Source organism: Streptomyces sp. NPDC003456 (assembly GCF_042878735.1).
Lineage (GTDB): Bacteria > Actinomycetota > Actinomycetes > Streptomycetales > Streptomycetaceae > Streptomyces.
Window position 1 is genome coordinate 808,993 of sequence record NZ_JBIAOK010000003.1, and the last position, 18,355, is coordinate 827,347.

Annotated in this window: 14 protein-coding genes; 9 read left to right on the forward strand and 5 right to left on the reverse strand. The window is 73.0% G+C overall.

The annotated features are described in order from the left end of the window. Positions 1-2 precede the first annotated feature (2 nt). Positions 3-3,278: a BTAD domain-containing putative transcriptional regulator gene (locus ACFYWG_RS14595; RefSeq protein WP_389201496.1), complete on the forward strand. Its 3,276-nt coding sequence runs from the start codon at positions 3-5 to the stop codon at positions 3,276-3,278. A gap of 71 nt (positions 3,279-3,349) precedes the next feature. Here the strand turns inward: ACFYWG_RS14595 and ACFYWG_RS14600 are convergent, their stop codons facing one another. From ACFYWG_RS14600 to panB, 3 genes are all read right to left on the reverse strand, one after another. Then, positions 3,350-4,165 carry an ABC transporter permease gene (locus ACFYWG_RS14600; protein ID WP_376323486.1) on the reverse strand — a complete coding sequence of 272 codons (816 nt, stop codon included), beginning with the start codon at positions 4,163-4,165 and terminating at the stop codon, positions 3,350-3,352. Further along, the gene (locus ACFYWG_RS14605; protein ID WP_389201500.1) at positions 4,162-5,181 is read right to left on the reverse strand and encodes an ATP-binding cassette domain-containing protein; all 1,020 of its coding nucleotides are present in this window, start codon (positions 5,179-5,181) and stop codon (positions 4,162-4,164) included. The genes ACFYWG_RS14600 and ACFYWG_RS14605 overlap by 4 nt, the downstream gene beginning before the upstream one ends. Positions 5,182-5,351: 170 nt before the next feature. Beyond that, positions 5,352-6,224 (reverse strand): 3-methyl-2-oxobutanoate hydroxymethyltransferase, encoded by an 873-nt coding sequence (gene panB, locus ACFYWG_RS14610; RefSeq protein WP_376323490.1) that lies wholly within the window; start codon positions 6,222-6,224, stop codon positions 5,352-5,354. Positions 6,225-6,424: 200 nt separating this feature from the next. On the opposite strand from panB, the gene ACFYWG_RS14615 reads away from it, so the two are divergent. The 4 genes from ACFYWG_RS14615 (at position 6,425) to ACFYWG_RS14630 (ending at position 11,343) form a co-directional block, all read left to right on the forward strand. Continuing rightward, positions 6,425-8,026 (forward strand): MFS transporter, encoded by a 1,602-nt coding sequence (locus ACFYWG_RS14615; protein ID WP_385412992.1) that lies wholly within the window; start codon positions 6,425-6,427, stop codon positions 8,024-8,026. An 86-nt stretch (positions 8,027-8,112) separates the two neighbouring features. After that, on the forward strand, positions 8,113-8,754 hold the full coding sequence (locus ACFYWG_RS14620; RefSeq protein ID WP_383502302.1) for a TetR/AcrR family transcriptional regulator: 642 nt from the start codon (positions 8,113-8,115) through the stop codon (positions 8,752-8,754). Positions 8,755-8,941: 187 nt separating this feature from the next. Beyond that, positions 8,942-9,994 carry an endonuclease/exonuclease/phosphatase family protein gene (locus ACFYWG_RS14625; RefSeq protein ID WP_376323496.1) on the forward strand — a complete coding sequence of 351 codons (1,053 nt, stop codon included), beginning with the start codon at positions 8,942-8,944 and terminating at the stop codon, positions 9,992-9,994. A 131-nt stretch (positions 9,995-10,125) separates the two neighbouring features. Next, complete coding sequence (locus ACFYWG_RS14630; protein WP_389201503.1) at positions 10,126-11,343, forward strand: MFS transporter; 1,218 nt, start codon at positions 10,126-10,128, stop codon at positions 11,341-11,343. Between the two features lie 220 nt (positions 11,344-11,563). On the opposite strand, the gene glnA is transcribed toward ACFYWG_RS14630, so the two are convergent. Further along, positions 11,564-12,925 carry a type I glutamate--ammonia ligase gene (gene glnA, locus ACFYWG_RS14635; RefSeq protein ID WP_333931007.1) on the reverse strand — a complete coding sequence of 454 codons (1,362 nt, stop codon included), beginning with the start codon at positions 12,923-12,925 and terminating at the stop codon, positions 11,564-11,566. Positions 12,926-13,217: 292 nt separating this feature from the next. On the opposite strand from glnA, the gene ACFYWG_RS14640 reads away from it, so the two are divergent. Then, positions 13,218-14,405, forward strand: a complete 1,188-nt coding sequence (locus ACFYWG_RS14640) for a globin domain-containing protein (RefSeq protein ID WP_389201505.1) — start codon at positions 13,218-13,220, stop codon at positions 14,403-14,405. A gap of 192 nt (positions 14,406-14,597) precedes the next feature. On the opposite strand, the gene ACFYWG_RS14645 is transcribed toward ACFYWG_RS14640, so the two are convergent. Further along, positions 14,598-15,035 (reverse strand): RrF2 family transcriptional regulator, encoded by a 438-nt coding sequence (locus ACFYWG_RS14645; RefSeq protein WP_383510610.1) that lies wholly within the window; start codon positions 15,033-15,035, stop codon positions 14,598-14,600. A gap of 190 nt (positions 15,036-15,225) precedes the next feature. On the opposite strand from ACFYWG_RS14645, the gene ACFYWG_RS14650 reads away from it, so the two are divergent. Genes ACFYWG_RS14650 through ACFYWG_RS14660 form a run of 3 tightly spaced genes read left to right on the forward strand, consistent with a single transcriptional unit; the run spans position 15,226 to position 18,298 of the window. Then, on the forward strand, positions 15,226-15,891 hold the full coding sequence (locus tag ACFYWG_RS14650; protein WP_383510612.1) for a DUF3105 domain-containing protein: 666 nt from the start codon (positions 15,226-15,228) through the stop codon (positions 15,889-15,891). Then, positions 15,888-16,499, forward strand: a complete 612-nt coding sequence (locus tag ACFYWG_RS14655; protein ID WP_383510614.1) for a DUF305 domain-containing protein — start codon at positions 15,888-15,890, stop codon at positions 16,497-16,499. Before ACFYWG_RS14650 ends, ACFYWG_RS14655 begins: the two co-directional genes overlap by 4 nt. Positions 16,500-16,543: 44 nt before the next feature. Continuing rightward, the gene (locus ACFYWG_RS14660; protein WP_385412978.1) at positions 16,544-18,298 is read left to right on the forward strand and encodes an NAD+ synthase; all 1,755 of its coding nucleotides are present in this window, start codon (positions 16,544-16,546) and stop codon (positions 18,296-18,298) included. Positions 18,299-18,355: the final 57 nt, after the last annotated feature.

Genomic DNA, 18,355 nt, shown 5'->3' on the forward strand with positions numbered 1-18,355 from the left:
CAATGGACCCCGTGCGCTACCGCATCCTCGGCACCACCCAGGCGCTCCGCACCGACGGCTCGGCCGTTCCGGTGGGCGGGGCGCGGCTGCGTGCGCTGCTGACCGTGCTGGCCCTGCGGGCCGGGCGGACCGTGTCCGTCGGCCTGCTCGTCGACGAGGTGTGGGGCGCCGAGCCTCCCGCCGACGCCCCGGCCGCCCTGCAGGCGCTCGTCGGACGGCTGCGGCGGGCCCTGGGAGCGGACGCCGTGGCCTCCGCGGAGGGCGGCTACCGGCTCACCGCCGCGCCCGACGACATCGACCTGCACCGCTTCGAACGGCTGGCCGGCGAGGGGCAGCGTGCCCTGGCCGACGACGATCCCGCCGAGGCCGCCGCCGTCCTCGACGACGCCCTCGCCCTGTGGCGCGACCCCGCGCTCGCCGACCTGCCCGACCGCACCGCCGAGGCGGCCCGCGTCGAGGCCCGCCGCCTGGACGTGCTGCGCGCCCGCCACACCGCCGCCCTCGCCCTCGGCCGGGCCGAGCAGTCGCTGCCCGAGCTGACCGCCCTGTGCGACGGCCACCCCCTGGACGAGCCCTTCCAGGCGCTGCGGCTGCGCGCCCTGCGCGAGGCGGGCCGCACCGCGGAGGCACTGGACGCCTACGACGAGGTGCGGCGCCTGCTCGCCGACCGCCTGGGCACCGACCCCGGCCCCGAACTGCGCGCCCTGCACGCCGAGTTGCTCAGAGCGGGCGACGACCCCGGGCCCGTACCCGCCGCCCCGAGGCCGGGCCGGCCGGCCGGGAACCTCCGGGCCCGCCTCACCTCCTTCATCGGCCGCGAGGCCGACATCGACACCCTCCGCCAGGACCTCAAGGCGGCCCGTCTGGTCACCCTGCTCGGTCCCGGCGGCGCCGGGAAGACCCGCCTGTCGCAGGAGGCCGGCGAGAGCGTGCGGGACACGATGCCCGGCGGGGTGTGGCTGGCGGAACTCGCCCCGGTCGACGACCCCGCCGCCGTGCCGGAGGCCGTGCTCACCGCCGTCGGCGCCCGCGAGACCGTGCTGTACGGAGCCGGCGCCGAGGGCATCCGTGCCGCCGTCGCCGACCGGCTCGACGACCCGGTCGACCGTCTCGCCGAGCACTGCTCCCGTCCCGGCATGCTGCTCATCCTGGACAACTGCGAGCACGTCGCCGGCGCGGCCGCCCGGCTCGCCGAGGAACTGCTCCAGCGCTGCCCCGGCCTCACCGTCCTGGCCACCAGCCGGGAACCCCTCGGTGTCCCGGGCGAGTTGCTGCGCCCGGTGGAGCCCCTGCCCGAGCCGGTGGCGCTGCGGCTGCTCGCCGAGCGGGGTGCCGCGGCCCGGCCCGGATTCCGCGTCGAGGACGACCCCGTGGCGTGCGCGGAGATCTGCCGGCGCCTGGACGGACTGCCCCTGGCCATCGAACTCGCCGCGGCCCGGCTGCGGATGCTCACCCCCCGCCAGATCGCCGACCGGCTCGACGACCGCTTCCGCCTCCTCACCTCGGGCAGCCGCACCGTCCTGCCCCGCCAGCAGACCCTGCGGGCCGTCGTCGACTGGTCCTGGGAGCTCCTCGACCAGGACGAACGCGACGTCCTGCGGCGGCTGTCGGTGTTCGCGGGCGGCTGCGACCTGCCCGCCGCCGAGGCCGTGTGCGGTCCGGCCGCCCTGGAGGCGCTCGGCTCACTCGTCGACCGCTCCCTGGTCGTGGCGGCCCCGGCCGACGGCGAGATGCGCTACCGGCTGCTGGAGACCGTCGCCGAGTACGCGGCCGAGCGGCTGGACGAGTCCGGGCAGCGCGCCGAGGCGGAGCGGGCGCACCTCACCTGGTTCCGCGAACTCGCCCGCCTGACCGACCCGTTGCTGCGCGGCCCGGAGCAGAGCGGCGCCATCCGCCGGCTGGAGCGCGAGTACGAGAACCTGCGCACCGCCCTGCGGCACGCCGTCGCCCTGCGCGACGAGCAGGAGGCGCTGTGCCTGGTCCTGTCCCTGGTCTGGTACTGGCAGATGCGCGACCTGCGCATCGAGGCCCGCACCTGGTGCCGCGAGGTCATGGCCCTCGGACCCGACCCGTTCACCGAGCCCGTCCGCCCGGCCGCCCCGGTCTGGCAGCGCTGCACCGACGCCCCGCCGCCGATGACCGGCGAGGTCCTGTGGGAGGCCCGGCGCGGCCTCCACCTGGCGCACCTGGCCTGCATGGACACCGAGCTGGACGCCTGGCAGAACCCGAGCTCCCAGCAGAAGCTGCGGACCATCGCCGCCACCTACGAGCCCGGCCTGCCGCAGAACTGCCGCCTGCCCGGCCTGCTGTGGTTCTTCGCCGTGATGCTGACCGGCGACATGGACCGGCTGCGGATCATCATGGACGCCTCCATCCGCACCTGCCGCGCCACCCCGGGCTTCGAGTGGGAACTGGCCTCCGGTCTGCAGATGCGGGCCAACTTCCTCGCCAACCGCACCGACTGGGCCGGCGACGCCGGGCGGGACGCCGACGAGTCGCTGGAGATATACCGCCGCCTCGGAGACTCCTGGGGCACCGCCGAGGCGCTCTCCGCCCGCGCCGAGGCCCACGAGCGCAGGGGCTTCCACGCCCTGGCCGCCGCCGACTACGAGGCCGCCATCGCCCACGCCGAGCAGCTCGGCGCCCGCGCCCAGGCGGCCGTCCTCACCGCCCGGCTCGGCAGCGCCCTGCTGGAGTCCGGCGAGTCCGAGCGCGGCGAGCGGCTGCTGCGCGAGGTGATCGACGAGCACGAGGACTCGCACAGCGAGGCCATGCCCGCCGCCCGGCTCTTCCTGTCCGGCCGGCTCGGCATGACCGGCCGCTTCTCCGACGCCCGCGAGCAACTGCGGCGGCTGCGCCAGGACTTCCGGATCTCCCACTTCATCGTCTTCGACGCGTTCATCCTCGGCGCCGAGGCGTGGCTGGACGTCATGGAGGGCCGGTACGAGGACTGCCTGGACCGCACCCGCGGGGCGCTGGAGCGGGCGGGCGACCCCGTGTCCGAGGCGATCGCCCCCCAGATGCGGGCGGTCTACCTCACCACCGGCGCCAGAGCGCTGTCCGCCGTCGACGGGGGCCGGCGCGCCGCGGACGCGGCCCGCTGCCTCGGCGCCGCCGACGCCCTGCTGCCGCCGGGCCACCTCCCGCAGCGGCAGGAGCGCGAGACCCGCGAGGCGGCCGAACGGCAGGCCCGGGCCGCGCTGGGCGACACGGCGTACGAGACCGCCTACGCGCAGGGCCGCGCCCTCACCGCCGAGGAGGCCGCCGCCCTGCTCTGACGGCGCAGGGCCGCGGCCGGTCGGCCGAAGGGGGCCGTCGCCCCGCTCCGCCGGGACGCGGCCCCGGCCGGTCAGGTCTTGGTGCGGAACTTGTGGATCGCGACGGGTGCCATCACGGCCGTGATCGCCACCGACCAGCCGAGCGTCACCCACAGGTCGTGGGCGACCGGTCCGCCCACCATCAGCCCGCGTGCGGCGTCCGCCAGCGTCGACAGCGGGTTGTAGTCGGTGAAGGCCTGCAGCCAGCCCGGCATCGACGTCGGCGGGGCGAAGATCGACGAGCCGAACTGCAGCGGGAACAGCACCAGGAAGCCCATCGCCTGCACGGACTGCGCGTCCTTGAGGATCACGCCCAGGGTGAGGAACACCCACATGATCGACGAGGCGAACACCGCGGACAGCGCCACGGACGCCGCCAGGCCCGGCCAGTTGGTGATGTCGAAGCCGACGGCGACGGCCACGCCCATCAGGACGGCGGTGGCGAACAGCATCCGCAGCAGCTCCACGAGGATCTTCGCGAGCAGCACCGAACCCCGCCCGATCGGCATGGACCGGAAGCGGTCCATGACGCCGGAGTTGAAGTCCTGGCTGAAGCCCGTGCCGACGCCCTGGGACAGCGTCATGCTCATCATCGCGATCATGCCCGGGATCACGTACTGCACGTAGCGGTCCTGCCCGCCGCCCAGGGACTGCCCGATGGAGCCGCCGAAGACGAACACGAACAGCAGGGTGAAGACGACCGGCATCAGCACCGCGTCGGCCATCGACTCCGGGTCCTTGCGGATCCACAGCAGATTGCGCCGGATCAGGGCGCCGGTGTGGCGCAGGTGGCCGCGCAGCGGGATACGGGCGTCGGCCACGGTGTCGTCGAGGGTGACGGCGCTCATGCGGCGGCCTCCTGAAGCTCGTCGGCGGGCAGGGTGTCCTGCGGGGCACCGGCACGGTGGCCGGTGAGGGACAGGAACACCTCGTCCAGGCTGGGCAGTTCGGTGGTGAGGGAGGCGAGGGTGATGCCGCGCGCGGTGACCGCGCCGACCACCGCGGTCAGCTGCTCGTCGCTGAGGATCGGCACGAGGACGTCACCGCGGTCGGGGTCCACGGTCGTGGTGGCCAGGCCGGTGATGCCGAGGTCGTCGAGCGCGGCGGCGAGCGGCCGCAGGTGCGCGGCGTCGGCCGGGCGGACCCGCAGCGTGCGGCCGCCGACCTTCGCCTTCAGCTCCTCGATGGCCCCGCCCGCGATGACCTGACCGCGGTCGACGACGGTCAGCTCGGAGGCGAGCTGCTCGGCCTCCTCCATGTACTGGGTGGTGAGCAGCACGGTGACCCCCTCGCCGACCATGCGCTTGACCTCGTCCCACACCTCGTTGCGGGTGCGCGGGTCGAGCCCGGTGGTGGGCTCGTCCAGGAAGAGCACGGACGGCCGGCCGATCATCGACGCGGCCAGGTCCAGCCGCCGCCGCATGCCGCCGGAGTAGGTGGCCGCGTGGCGCTTGGCCGCCTCGGTGAGCGAGAAGCGCTCCAGCAGCTCGTCGGCCCGGGCGCGCGCTTCCTTGCGGGACAGGTCGAGCAGCCGCCCGATCATGTACAGGTTCTCCCAGCCGGACAGCTTCTCGTCCACGGAGGCGTACTGCCCCGTCAGGCCGATCACCCGCCGCAGCTGCCGGGGCTGCCGTACGGCGTCGTAGCCGGCGACGGTGGCCCGGCCGGCGTCGGGGGCGAGGAGGGTGGACAGGATGCGTACCAGGGTCGTCTTCCCGGCCCCGTTCGGTCCGAGCACCCCCATCACGGTGCCCGCCCGCACGTCCAGGTCGACCCCGTCCAGGGCCTTGGTCTCCCCGTAGTGCTTGACCAGCCCCCGCACGGTGACAGCGGCGCCGCTGGTTCGTTCGTCGATGCGCGTCATGGCACAGACGGTGTCAGCGCCCACCGACACATCACCGACAGGCCGCCGACACCGCCCCGACAGGCACCGCGGCCCTCGCGGGTGCCGGGCCGCCCCGGGCCGGCCGCACAAGGGGACAGCCCGTCGACGGGGGACGATCGACGGGCTGTCCGGGGGTGGTGCGGCAGTGGCTAGTGGACGGAGTGCTCCTCCTGCGGGAACGTTCCGCCGACGACGTCCTCGGCGAACGCCCGCACCGCGTCGCCCATGACCTCGCGCAGGTTCGCGTACTGCTTCACGAACTTCGGCACGCGCCCGCCGGTCAGGCCCAGCATGTCGGTCCACACGAGGACCTGCGCGTCCGTCTCGGGGCCCGCCCCGATGCCCACCGTCGGGATGTGCAGCACCCGGGTCACCTCGGCGGCGAGCTCCGCCGGGACCAGCTCCAGGACCACCGCGAAGGCCCCGGCGTCCTGCACGGCCTTGGCGTCGCGCAGCAGCTGCTGGGCGGCCTCCTCGCCGCGCCCCTGCACCCGGTAGCCCATGGCGTTGACCGACTGCGGGGTCAGGCCGATGTGGGCCATCACCGGGATGCCGGACTCGACGAGCAGCCGGATCTGCTCGTGCGAGCGCTCCCCGCCCTCCAGCTTCACCGCCTGCACGCCGGCCTCCTTCACCAGGCGGGTGGCCGAGCGCAGCGCCTGCACCGGACCCTCCTGGTAGGAGCCGAAGGGCAGGTCGCCGACGATCAGGGCGCGCGAGGTGCCCCGTACGACCGCCGCGGACAGCATGGTCATCTCGTCGAGGGTCACGGGCACGGTCGTCTCGTACCCGAGGTGGCAGTTGCCCGCCGAGTCGCCGACGAGCATCACCGGGATGCCGGCCTCGTCGAACACGGATGCGGTCATCGCGTCGTACGCGGTGAGCATCGGCCACTTCTCGCCGCGCTCCTTGGCGGCGGCGATGTCGCGGACGGTGATGCGGCGGTTTCCCTTGCCGCCGTACAGCGTCTTCCCGCCGTCGGCGGTCGCTCGAGCAGTCTGGGCAGCCGGAAGCTGCGTCATGGCACGGCTCCTAACACGTCATCTCGAGGCGCCCTGACGGCGTCCCCGGACCACGTCCATGGTGGCACCTCGTGCCAGGTTGGGCTAGAGGAGCCCCTGTGAGTTCCACCCCGCCCCACAAGCGGAATCCGCGGTAAGAACCCGGTGAGAGTGTTTCGATACGAGACGGTCTCGTATCGAAAATGGCCTACGCTGGACTCATGACCACACCTGCCGATCAGGCCGCCCCCACAGGCCCGCGCGTACCGGAAGCGGTGCACCGGCGCCGCTGGGCGATCCTCGGCGTGCTGATGCTGAGCCTGCTGATCGTCGTCCTGGACAACTCCATCCTGAACGTCGCCATCAAGACGATCTCCACCCCCGCCCCCACCGGCCTGGGCGCGACGCAGAGCGAGCTGGAGTGGGCGATCAACGCCTACACCCTCGTCTTCGCCGGCCTGCTGTTCACCGCCGGACTGCTCGGCGACCGGCTCGGCCGCAAGAAGGTGCTGCTCGGCGGCCTCGCCGTGTTCGGCATCGGCTCGGCGCTCGCCGCGTTCTCCGGCTCACCCGGCCAGCTGATCACCTTCCGCGCCGTGATGGGCCTGGGCGCCGCGTTCGTCATGCCCGCCACCCTTGCCGTCCTCATGAACGTCTTCGAGCGCGACGAGCAGCCCAAGGCCATCGGCGTGTGGGCGGGCGGCGTCGGGCTGGCCATCGCCATCGGCCCGATCACCGGCGGGCTGCTGCTCGACCACTTCTGGTGGGGCTCGGTCTTCCTGGTCAACGTGCCGATCGTGCTGCTCGCGCTCGCCCTGATGCTCTGGCTCGTCCCCGACTCCCGCGACCCGAACCCGGGCCGCATCGACCCCGTCGGCGTGGTGCTGTCCGTCGTCGGCCTGGTCCTGCTGGTCTACGGCATCATCAAGGGCGGCCAGCTCGCGGACTTCATGGACGCCACCGTGCTGGCGACGATCGGCGCCGGTCTCGCCGTGCTCGTGGCCTTCGTGGTGTTCGAGAAGCGCAGCGACCACCCCTCGATCGACGTCACGTACTTCAAGAACAAGGTCTTCTCGGCCGCCGTCGCCGCCATAGCGCTGGTGTTCTTCGCCCTGATGGGCGTGACCTTCTTCGCGGTTTTCTACACGCAGAGCGTGCGCGGCTACTCGCCGCTGCAGACCGGTCTGCTCATGCTGCCGCTGGCCGCCGCCCAGCTGTTCTTCGCGCCGCGCGCCCGGCTGGTGGTCGACCGCTTCGGCAACCGCGCCACCACCACGGCCGGCATGCTCGTCCTGGCCGCGACGCTGGCCGCCTTCGCCGTCCTGGACGCGGACACGCCCATCTGGCTGCTGGAAGTGATCTTCTTCCTCATGGGCGCCGGCATGGCCCACATCATGACGCCGGTCAGCGTCGTCATCATGCAGGCCCTGCCCCGCGAGAAGGCCGGCTCCGCCTCCGCCCTCAGCAACACCTTCCGGCAGGTCGGCGGCGCCCTCGGCATCGCCGTCCTCGGCTCGGTGCTCTCCGCGGCGTACCGCAACGGCATCGAAGGCGACCTGGGGCGGCTGCCGCCGGGCCTGCGCCACACCGCGGGGGAGTCCATCGAGGCCACGCTCGGCGTCGCCGCGCAGCTGGGCCCCGAGGGGAAGGCCCTGGTCGCCCCGGCCTACGACGCGTTCCTGCACGCCATGCACGTCACCGCCCTGATGGGCGCGGGCATCGCGGTGCTCGGCGCGGTCGTCGTGGCGCTGTTCCTGCCCGGCAGGCGGCGGGAGACCCGGCAGCCCGGCCAGGAAGAGGAGTTGACGCACGCCGGGTCCTGACCCTGCGGGACAATCCCTCCCGCGGCAAGGAGCCGCCTCCACCCGGTGTCGGAGAAGCGCCCGGTGTCAGGAAAGGACGCAGCGACGTGAGCCTCGCCGAACGGCAGACCCCGCAGGACGGACCCGCCAGGGGCCGTCCCCGCAGCGAGGCCGTCGAACGCGCCATCTTCGACGCCGTGATGAGGCTGCTGGAGGAGGGCGTGCCCCTGGCGGAGCTGTCCGTCGAGCGCATCGCCCGCACCGCCGGCGTCGGCAAGGCCACCATCTACCGCCGCTGGAGCGGCAAGGAGGAGCTCTTCGTCGACATCGTGCGCGGCGCCGAACTCCCCGACCCGGAGCTGCCCGGCACCTCCGTGCGCGACGACCTCGTGGTGCTGCTGGAGCAGGTGCGCCGCCGCGGCCTCGCCCAGCGCTCCTCGGCGATCCTGCACAGCGTGCAGGCGCAGATGAAGAGCAGCCCCAAGCTCTGGGCGGCGTACCACTCCACCGTGGTCGCCCCGCGCCGCCGGCTCGGCCTGGAGGTGCTGCGCCGCGGGCAGGCGAACGGCGAACTGCGCACCGACGTCGACCCGGAGCTGCTCAACGACCTGTTCGTCGGCCCGGTCCTGGTCCGCTCCGTCCTGAGCCCGGACGCCGACCTGCCCGAGGACCTCGCCGAACGGGTCGTCGACACCCTGCTGGAGGGCCTGCGCCCCGCCGGCCCGCCTCCCGGCCGAGCCGCCTCCTGACCGGCCGTAATGTGCGCGTTTCGTCACAGAGCACACGTTCGGCGGGTGTGATCGGAACTCCTCGGCGGAACTCGGACGTCCTCGCCCCCGTACGGCCGTCGACGGACGGCAGGAACGGAACGGATCATCCCCTAGGGTCGTGAGGCACGGGGGCGATGGTGTGCACGGCAGGCAGTGAGGCGACGGTATGGCGCAGCAGGCGTACATGACGGAGACGGACAACGGCGGCTCGGGGCCCGAGCACCGGGGAACCCGGCTTCGGCGCCTGTTCGGACGGCTGACCCGCGGCTGGCGGGGTGATCCGCGCATCTGGCGGCGCGGGCTGGTCGTGGCCGGGTGCGCGGTGCTGCTGGCCGTGGTCATGCTGCTGCACGCCCAGATCCCCAACAGCATCGGCAACCTGGGCAGCCTCACCGAGACCTTCCTGCCCTGGCTGGGCCTGTTCGTCCCGGTGCTGCTGCTGCTCGCGGTGGTCCGCAGGTCCGCGACCGCGCTGATCGCGGTGCTGCTGCCCGCCGTGGTCTGGCTGAACCTCTTCGGCGGCCAGGTCAGCGACAAGACGGCCACCGGCGGCGACCTGACCGTGGTGACGCACAACGTCAACGCCGAGAACCCCGACCCGGAGAGCACCGCCCGCGACGTGGCCGCCTCCGGCGCCGACATCCTCGCCCTGGAGGAACTCACCCCGGACGCGGTCCCGGTGTACGAGAAGGCGCTGGCGCCGACCTACCGCCACCACTCCGTGCAGGGCACCGTCGGGGTGTGGAGCAAGTACCCGCTGAGCGGGGTGCGGGCCGTCGACCTCGACATGGGTTGGACCCGGGCGATGCGCGCCACGGTGACCGCGCCCGCCGGCCAGGTCGCCGTCTACGTCGCCCACCTGCCGTCCGTGCGCGTCAAGATGGAGGCCGGCTTCACGGCCCGCCAGCGCGACCGCAGCGCCGACTACCTCGGTGAGGCCATCGCCGACGAACCGCTGCCCGACGTCGTCCTGCTCGGCGACCTGAACGGCACCATGAACGACCGCGCCCTCAACGCCGTGACGTCCCAGATGCGTTCCACGCAGGGTGCGGCCGGCAGCGGCTTCGGCTTCAGCTGGCCCGCCTCGTTCCCCATGGCGCGCATCGACCAGATCATGGTCCGCGGAGTCGTTCCGCAGAGCTCCTGGACCCTGCCGCGGACCGGAAGCGACCATCTGCCGGTCGCGGCCCGTGTGAAGGTCACCACAGCGGGATCCTGAACCCGCAGGTCAGCGACGCGTCGACAGGAAACGGCCACCGGGGCTTCCCCAGCTGGAATGCTGCGCCTGCGAGACTTTGTTCCGTACTTGAACATAAGCACGGATGCTCAGCACGTCTCGAAAGGTTCTTCATGCCCCTGGCCCTGCTCGCCCTCGCCGTGGGTGCCTTCGGCATCGGCACGACCGAGTTCGTGATGATGGGGCTGCTGCCCGACGTCGCGGACGACCTGGACATCTCGATCCCCAGCGCTGGCCACCTGGTCTCCGCCTACGCGCTGGGCGTCGTCATCGGCGCCCCGCTGCTGGCCGCCGTCACCGCGAAGATGTCCCGCCGCACGGTCCTCATCGGCCTGATGGGACTCTTCGTCGTGGGCAACGCCCTGTCGGCGCTCGCGCCCGGCAACGGCTGGCTGCTGGCCGCCCGGTTCCTGAGCGGACTGCCGCACGGCGCCTTCTTCGGCGTGGGAGCCGTCGTGGCCACGAACATGGTCGCCCCCGAACGCAAGGCCCGCTCGGTGTCCTTGATGTTCCTCGGCCTGACGGTCGCGAACGTCGCCGGGGTGCCGGTCGCGACCCTCATGGGACAGCACCTCGGCTGGCGCGCGACCTTCCTCGGCGTCAGCGCCATCGGCCTGGCGGCGATCGCCGCGCTCGCGTCGCTCATCCCGCACGACCGCGAGCACGCCACCGCCACGGGCCTGCGCGGCGAACTCGCCGCCCTGCGCTCCGTCCCGGTCTGGCTGTCGCTCGGCACGACGGTGGCGGGCTTCGGCGCCCTGTTCGCGGCCTACAGCTACATCACCCCGATGCTCACGGACGCCGCCGGGTACGGCGCTGCCAGCGTCACCCTGCTGCTGGCGCTGTTCGGCGTCGGCGCCACCGCCGGCAACCTGCTCGGCGGCCGCCTGGCCGACCACTCGCTGCGCGGCACGCTGTTCGGAGGTCTCACCTCGCTGGTGGCGGTCCTGGCCCTGTTCCCGCTGCTGATGCGCACCGAGGTCACGGCCGCGGTGGCGGTGACGCTCCTGGGCACGGCGGCGTTCGTCACCGGATCGCCGCTGCAGCTGATGGTCATGGAGAAGGCCGCGTCGGCCCCGTCCCTGGCCTCCTCGGCCAACCAGGCGGCCTTCAACCTGGCCAACGCCGGCGGCGCCTGGATCGGCGGCCTCGCCCTGGCCGCGGGCTTCGGCGTCACGGCCCCGGCCCTCGCGGGTGCGGCCCTGGCCGTGCTCGGCCTGGGAGTCGCCGCGCTGGCGGCGGCGGTGGACCGCCGCCGGGTGCCGGCCGCGGGCCGCGAACGGGTGGTGGCGAGCCACGTCCCGCAGGAGAGCCGGGCACTCCACTCCTGACACCCCGCCAGGAACACCGGCACGGCAGCCCCCGGGGACATCCCCGTGGGGCTTCCGTGCGTCAGGGCCCGCTCCGGCCACCGCCGGTGCCGGACGGACCGGGGACGGCCCGGGGGCGGCCCGGGGGGCGGCCCGGGGGGCGGTGAAACGCCGAAGGGCCGACGGTTCGCCGCCGTCGGCCCTTCCTCGCCGTGGAGACCGGGGGACCCCCGGCCCCTCCTCACAGCACCGGCAGGCTCTTCCTCAGTTCGAAGGCCGTGACCTCGCTGCGGTACTCCTCCCACTCCGACTTCTTGTTGCGCAGGAAGAAGTCGAAGACGTGCTCGCCCAGGGTCTCGGCGACGAGGTCGCTGCGTTCCATCAGGGTCAGGGCCTCGCCCAGGTTCTGGGGGAGCGGCTCGATGCCCATCGCGCGGCGCTCCGCGTCGGAGAGGGCCCAGACGTCGTCCTCGGCGCCCGGCGGCAGTTCGTAGCCCTCCTCGATGCCCTTGAGGCCGGCGGCCAGCAGCACCGCGTACGCCAGGTACGGGTTCGCGCCGGAGTCGAGCGAGCGGACCTCGACGCGGGCCGAACCCGTCTTGCCCGGCTTGTACATCGGGACCCGGACCAGCGCCGAGCGGTTGTTGTGGCCCCAGCAGATGTAGGACGGCGCCTCGCCGCCCGCGCCCGCCGTGCGCTCCGCGCCGCCCCAGATGCGCTTGTAGGAGTTGACCCACTGGTTGGTGACCGCGGAGATCTCCGCCGCGTGCCGCAGCAGGCCCGCGATGAAGGAGCGGCCCACCTTGGACAGCTGGTACTCCGAGCCCGACTCGTAGAAGGCGTTGCGGTCGCCCTCGAAGAGGGAGAGGTGGGTGTGCATGCCCGAACCGGGGTGCTCCGAGAACGGCTTGGGCATGAACGTGGCCTGCACGCCCTGCTCCAGCGCCACCTGCTTCATGACCAGACGGAACGTCATGACGTTGTCGGCCGTGGACAGCGCGTCCGCGTACCGCAGGTCGATCTCCTGCTGGCCCGGCGCGCCCTCGTGGTGGGAGAACTCCACGGAGATGCCCATCGACTCCAGCATGGTGATCGCCTGGCGGCGGAAGTCCATGCCGACGTTGGTCGGGGTGTGGTCGAAGTAGCCGGAGTTGTCGGCCGGGGTGGGCCGGGAGCCGTCCAGCGGACGGTCCTTCAGCAGGAAGAACTCGATCTCGGGGTGGGTGTAGAAGGTGAACCCCAGGTCGGAGGCGCGGGCCAGGGCGCGCTTGAGCACGTAGCGCGGGTCGGCGAAGGACGGGGAGCCGTCCGGCATGAGGATGTCGCAGAACATGCGGGCCGTGCCGGGGGCCTCCGCGCGCCAGGGCAGGATCTGGAACGTCGAGGGGTCCGGCTTGGCGATCATGTCGGACTCGTAGACCCGGGCGAAGCCCTCGATCGCGGAGCCGTCGAAGCCGATGCCCTCGTCGAAGGCCTGCTCCAGCTCGGCCGGGGCCACCGCGACGGACTTGAGGAAGCCCAGCACGTCCGTGAACCACAGGCGTACGAACCGGATGTCGCGCTCCTCCAGTGTCCGGAGCACGAACTCCTGCTGCTTGTCCATCTTCCGCTTCCCCATCCTTGCTGGTCAGGCCGCCTGTCTTCCGTACCACGGGAGGCGGTCGGGCACCTGAGCATCCCACCACACGACCATTTCGTACGCGTTGCGGACCATGATCGCCCGACCGGCGGGGACCGGACGACCCGCGTACGCCGGGTGGACTGCTCCACAGCCCATAGTGCCTGCTCGCACCGGTGTGCGTAACGGCCGGTCCGCTTCCCGCGCCACGCCGATAAGTTGCATCCAAGATGCAACTTTAAATAGCGTGCGGGCAGTCGAGCCCAGAGGAGCCCAGATGCTGTCCGAGCCGTCCGCCGCCACCGTCCGCGCCACGCTCCCCGCCGTCGGCGCCGCCCTCGGCGCGATCACCGAGCGCTTCTACGCCGGCCTGTTCGAGGCTCGCCCCGCGCTCCTGCGCGACCTGTTCAACCGGGGCAACCAGGCCGCCGGCACCCAGCGCCGGGCCCTGGCCGGCTCCATCGCCGCGTTCGCCACGCACCTGCTGGAGCACCCCGGGCAGCGGCCGGACGCCATGCTGCGCCGCATCGCCCACAAGCACGCCTCCCTCGGCGTCACGCCCGAGCAGTACGCGATCGTCCACGAGCACCTCTTCGCCGCCATCGCCGACGTGCTCGGCGACGCCGTCACGCCCGAGGTCGCCGCCGCCTGGGACGAGGTCTACTGGCTGATGGCCAACGCCCTCGTCGCCGTGGAGAAGCGGCTGACCGAGGAGCGCGGCGGACACTCCTGGCGGCCCTGGGAGGTCGTCGAGCGCGTCACCGAGACCGCCGACGTCGTCACGTTCCGGCTGCGCCCCGCCGACGGCGGCCCGGTGCGCGCCTTCCTCCCGGGCCAGTACGTCTCCGTCCGCGTCGCCCTCCCCGACGGCGCACGGCAGATACGGCAGTACAGCCTCTCCGGAACCCCGGGCGCCGGGCTGCGCCAGATCAGCGTCAAGCGCGTCCACGGCGGAGGCACGCCCGAGGGCGAGGTCTCGCACCACCTGCACGCGCGCGTGGAGGCGGGTGACGTGCTGGAGCTGTCCGAGCCGTACGGCGACCTCGTCCTGGACGCCGGCCCCGGCACGCCCCTGCTGCTGGCCTCGGCGGGCATCGGCGTCACGCCGATCGTCGCGATGCTGGCCCACCTCGCCGACTCCGGCCACGGCGCCCCGGTCACCGTCGTGCACGGCGACCGCTCACCCGCCGACCACGCCCTGCGCGCGGACCACGAGGCGTACACGGCCAAGCTGGCCGACTCCTCCTTGCACCTCTGGTACGAGCAGGACGCCCCCGCGGGCACCCGCTCCGGCCTCGTCGACCTCGCCGGCGTACGCGTCGCCCCGGGCACGCGCGCGTACCTGTGCGGGCCGCTGCCGTTCATGCGGGCGGTGCGGGCCGGGCTGCTGGCCAGGGGAGTGGCCCCGGCGGACGTGCACTACGAGGTCTTCGGGCCGGACCTCTGGCTGGCCGGACAGGCATAGCCACCGGCGCCCGCCACCGTCCCCCCGGACCTGCTGGACGCCGGGGGCGGCCCGAGGCGGCGCGGCGGCCCGCCCGGAGCGGACCCGGGGGATGCCGGGGCCGGTGCGGCGGCCCACCCGCCGAAGGCACCCGGAAAGATGCCGGCAGCGGCAGCGGCAGCGGCAACGGGCAGCGGCCGCGGCCGGTCGGCCCTAGGGCACCCGGGGGATGCCGAGGAGCAGCGCCGCCGTCGGCTCCGCCACGATGTCCTCCATGGTCACCGCGTCCAGCGAGGCGAAGAACGCCTCCTGGGCGCGGCGCAGCGCCCCGCGCAGCCGGCATCCGGAACTCAGCGGGCAGGGGGCGGCGGAGTTCTCGCAGTCGACGACGTCCCCGTCGCCCTCGAAGGAGCGCACGACCGCGCCCACCGACGCCGTCCGGCCCCGCTCGGTCAGGGTGAGTCCGCCGCCCCGGCCGCGGCGGGCCGCCAGCAGCCCCATGTGCTGCAGCTCGGCGACGACCTTGGCCAGGTGCGTGTACGGCACGGCCATGTCCTGCGCGACCTGCCGGGTCGTCGGACTCGCCCCGCTCGCGACGGCGAGCCGCATCAGGACCCGCAGGGCCAGGTCGGTGGAGCGCAGGAGCCGCATGCAGGCAGCGTAGGTAAGGTGAGTTTCCGGTTCAAATTTCCGGACCGGGCCGGTTTCCAGGGCCCGCGGCTGTCGGTCCGCTGTCGGTGCCGTATCGATTCGGCCCATCCCGGCCCTCGCCCTACGGCTGACCCCGTCCTCCCCCTTACGATCAGCCCACCCGACCGTCACTTTTCCCGAAGGACACCCCATGGGCTCCGCCAAGAAGAGCAGCACCGGACGCCAAGCGCGCATAGAGGAGATGCGGCGCGCGGAGCGGGCACGCGAGCGCCGCAACCGGATCCTCGCCGCCGTGGCCGCTGTGGTCGTCGTCGGCGGCCTCGTCGCCGGCGGTGTGGTGCTCGTGCGCTCCCAGGACGACGGCGGCAGCAGCACCGCGGCGAGCGACTCCTCGGGCAAGGGCAGGTTCGTCACCGGCGAGGACGGGGTGAAGAAGTGGGAGGGGAAGCTGGCGCGCAACCACGTCACCACGGCCGTGAAGTACGCCTCCCAGCCGCCCGTCGGCGGTGACCACAGCCAGGCCTGGATGAACTGCAACGGCGACGTCTACACCAAGGAACTGAACAACACCAACGCCGTGCACTCCCTGGAGCACGGCGCGGTCTGGGTGACGTACAACGCCGACGCGAAGAAGGCGGACGTCGACGCGCTCGCGGCCAAGGTCAAGAAGACCCCCTACACGCTGATGAGCCCGATGGACGACCAGAAGGACCCGATCATGCTCTCGGCGTGGGGACACCAGCGCACGGTGACGGGCGCCGACGACCCCGACGTCGACGCGTTCTTCGAGAAGTTCGTCCAGGGCGAGCAGACCCCCGAGCCGGGCGCCGCCTGCACCAACGGGCTGTCGCAGTGAGGCACGTCCCCCTGGTCGCCGCGGCCGCGGTGACGGCGCTCGTCGCGGCCGGCGCGATCACCTACGCCGTCGCCGGTGACGACGGCGGCAGCACCGTCCCCTCCGCGCAGTCCGCGGACGCCGGGTTCGCCCGGGACATGGCCGTGCACCACCAGCAGGCCGTGGAGATGTCGTACATCGTGCGCGACCGCACCGAGGACGAGGACGTGCGGCGCCTGGCCTACGACATCGCGCAGACGCAGGCCAACCAGCGCGGCATGATGCTCGGCTGGCTCGACCTGTGGAGCCTGCCGAAGGTCACCTCCGAACCGCCCATGACGTGGATGGACATGGGCGGTGCGGTCTCCGGCGAGGACGGCGCGCTGATGCCCGGCATGGCGACGAACGCCGAGATGGACAAGCTCGGGAAGCTCAGCGGCAAGCAGGCCGAGATCTACTACCTGCGGCTCATGACGGACCATCACCGCGGCGGCGTCCACATGGCCGAGGGCTGTGTGCGCGCGTGCACGGTCGGCGTGGAGAAGCGGCTCGCCCAGGGCATGGTGGACGCCCAGCAGTCGGAGATCGAGCTGATGGCGGACCTGCTCGAGGAGCGCGGCGCGGGGTGACCCGCACCACCCTATTGCGTCGCTCTGACGATTACACTGGGCGCGTGCCTCAACTACGTCTCGCCCTGAACCAGATCGACGCCCGCGTCGGCGACCTCGCCGGCAACACCGAGTCGATCGTCCGCTGGACCCGGCACTCCGCCGAGCAGGGAGCGCACCTGGTGGCGTTCCCGGAGATGGTGCTGACCGGGTACCCCGTCGAGGACCTCGCCCTGAGGTCGTCCTTCGTGGAGGCCTCCCGGTCGGCGCTGCGCGCCCTCGCCGCCCGGCTGGCGGACGAGGGCTTCGGGGAGCTGCCGGTGGTCGTCGGCTACCTCGACCGCAGCGAGACCGCCCAGCCGAAGTACGGCCAGCCGGCCGGCGCGCCCCAGAACGCCGGAGCGGTCCTGTACGGCGGCGAGGTGGTCCTGCACTTCGCCAAGCACCACCTGCCGAACTACGGCGTCTTCGACGAGTTCCGCTACTTCGTGCCCGGCGACAGCATGCCCGTCCTGCGCGTCCACGGCGTGGACGTGGCCCTGGCCATCTGCGAGGACCTCTGGCAGGACGGCGGCCGCGTCCCCGCCGCCCGCTCCGCGCACGCCGGGCTGCTGCTGTCCGTCAACGCCTCCCCCTACGAGCGCAACAAGGACGACACGCGCCTGGAGCTGGTGCGCAAGCGCGCCCAGGAGGCCGGCTGCACCACCGCGTACCTCGCCATGATGGGCGGCCAGGACGACCTGGTCTTCGACGGCGACTCCATCGTCGTCGACAAGGACGGCACCGTCGTCGCGCGGGCGCCGCAGTTCTCCGAGTGCTGCGTGGTCGTCGACCTCGACCTGCCGGCCGCGTCCCCCGACGCCCCGACGGGCGTGGTGGACGACGGCCTGCGCATCGACCGGGTCGTCCTGTCCGAGGACCCGCTGCCCGCGTACGAGCCGGAGCACACCGGCGGCTACGCGGACCGCCTCGACGACGACGAGGAGGTCTACTCGGCGCTCGTCGTGGGCCTGCGCGCGTACGTGGCGAAGAACGGCTTCGAGTCGGTCCTCATCGGCCTGTCCGGCGGCATCGACTCGGCGCTGGTCGCGGCCATCGCCTGCGACGCGCTGGGCGCGCGGAACGTGTACGGCGTGTCCATGCCGTCGAAGTACTCCTCGGACCACTCCAAGGACGACGCGGCCGAGCTCGCCCGCCGCACGGGCCTGAACTACCGCACGGTCGCCATCGAGCCGATGTTCGACGCCTACATGGGCTCCGTGGACCTCACCGGGCTGGCGGAGGAGAACCTCCAGTCCCGGCTGCGCGGCACCCTGCTCATGGCCCTGTCGAACCAGGAGGGCCACATCGTCCTCGCCCCCGGCAACAAGTCGGAGCTGGCGGTGGGCTACTCCACGCTCTACGGCGACTCCGTCGGCGCGTACGGCCCCATCAAGGACGTCTACAAGACGTCGGTGTTCCGGCTGGCCGAGTGGCGCAACCGCGCCGCACGGGAGCGCGGCCAGACCCCGCCCATCCCGGAGAACTCGATCAGCAAGCCGCCGAGCGCGGAGCTGCGGCCGGGCCAGGTCGACACCGACTCCCTGCCCGACTACCCGGTGCTGGACGCGATCTTGGAGCTGTACGTCGACCGCGACCGGGGCGCCGACGAGATCGTCGCGGCCGGTTTCGACGCCGCGCTGGTCGCCAGGACGCTGCGCATGGTCGACACGGCCGAGTACAAGCGCCGGCAGTACCCGCCGGGCACGAAGATCTCCCCGAAGGGCTTCGGCAAGGACCGGCGGCTGCCCATCACCAACGGGTGGCGCGAGTCGCTCTGACGGCTCCGGCGCGGGGGCCCGGGCCCCCGCGCCGCACGTCCCCGCGCCGCGCCCGGG

Bases quoted from the DNA above. Each gene is read 5' to 3' on its own strand.
- ACFYWG_RS14595 (WP_389201496.1), top strand. From the start codon at position 3: ATGGACCCCGTGCGCTACCGCATCCTCGGCACCACCCAGGCGCTCCGC.
- ACFYWG_RS14600 (WP_376323486.1), bottom strand. From the start codon at position 4,165: ATGAGCGCCGTCACCCTCGACGACACCGTGGCCGACGCCCGTATCCCG.
- ACFYWG_RS14605 (WP_389201500.1), bottom strand. From the start codon at position 5,181: ATGACGCGCATCGACGAACGAACCAGCGGCGCCGCTGTCACCGTGCGG.
- panB (WP_376323490.1), bottom strand. From the start codon at position 6,224: ATGACGCAGCTTCCGGCTGCCCAGACTGCTCGAGCGACCGCCGACGGC.
- ACFYWG_RS14615 (WP_385412992.1), top strand. From the start codon at position 6,425: ATGACCACACCTGCCGATCAGGCCGCCCCCACAGGCCCGCGCGTACCG.
- ACFYWG_RS14625 (WP_376323496.1), top strand. From the start codon at position 8,942: ATGGCGCAGCAGGCGTACATGACGGAGACGGACAACGGCGGCTCGGGG.
- ACFYWG_RS14630 (WP_389201503.1), top strand. From the start codon at position 10,126: ATGCCCCTGGCCCTGCTCGCCCTCGCCGTGGGTGCCTTCGGCATCGGC.
- glnA (WP_333931007.1), bottom strand. From the start codon at position 12,925: ATGGACAAGCAGCAGGAGTTCGTGCTCCGGACACTGGAGGAGCGCGAC.
- ACFYWG_RS14640 (WP_389201505.1), top strand. From the start codon at position 13,218: ATGCTGTCCGAGCCGTCCGCCGCCACCGTCCGCGCCACGCTCCCCGCC.
- ACFYWG_RS14645 (WP_383510610.1), bottom strand. From the start codon at position 15,035: ATGCGGCTCCTGCGCTCCACCGACCTGGCCCTGCGGGTCCTGATGCGG.
- ACFYWG_RS14650 (WP_383510612.1), top strand. From the start codon at position 15,226: ATGGGCTCCGCCAAGAAGAGCAGCACCGGACGCCAAGCGCGCATAGAG.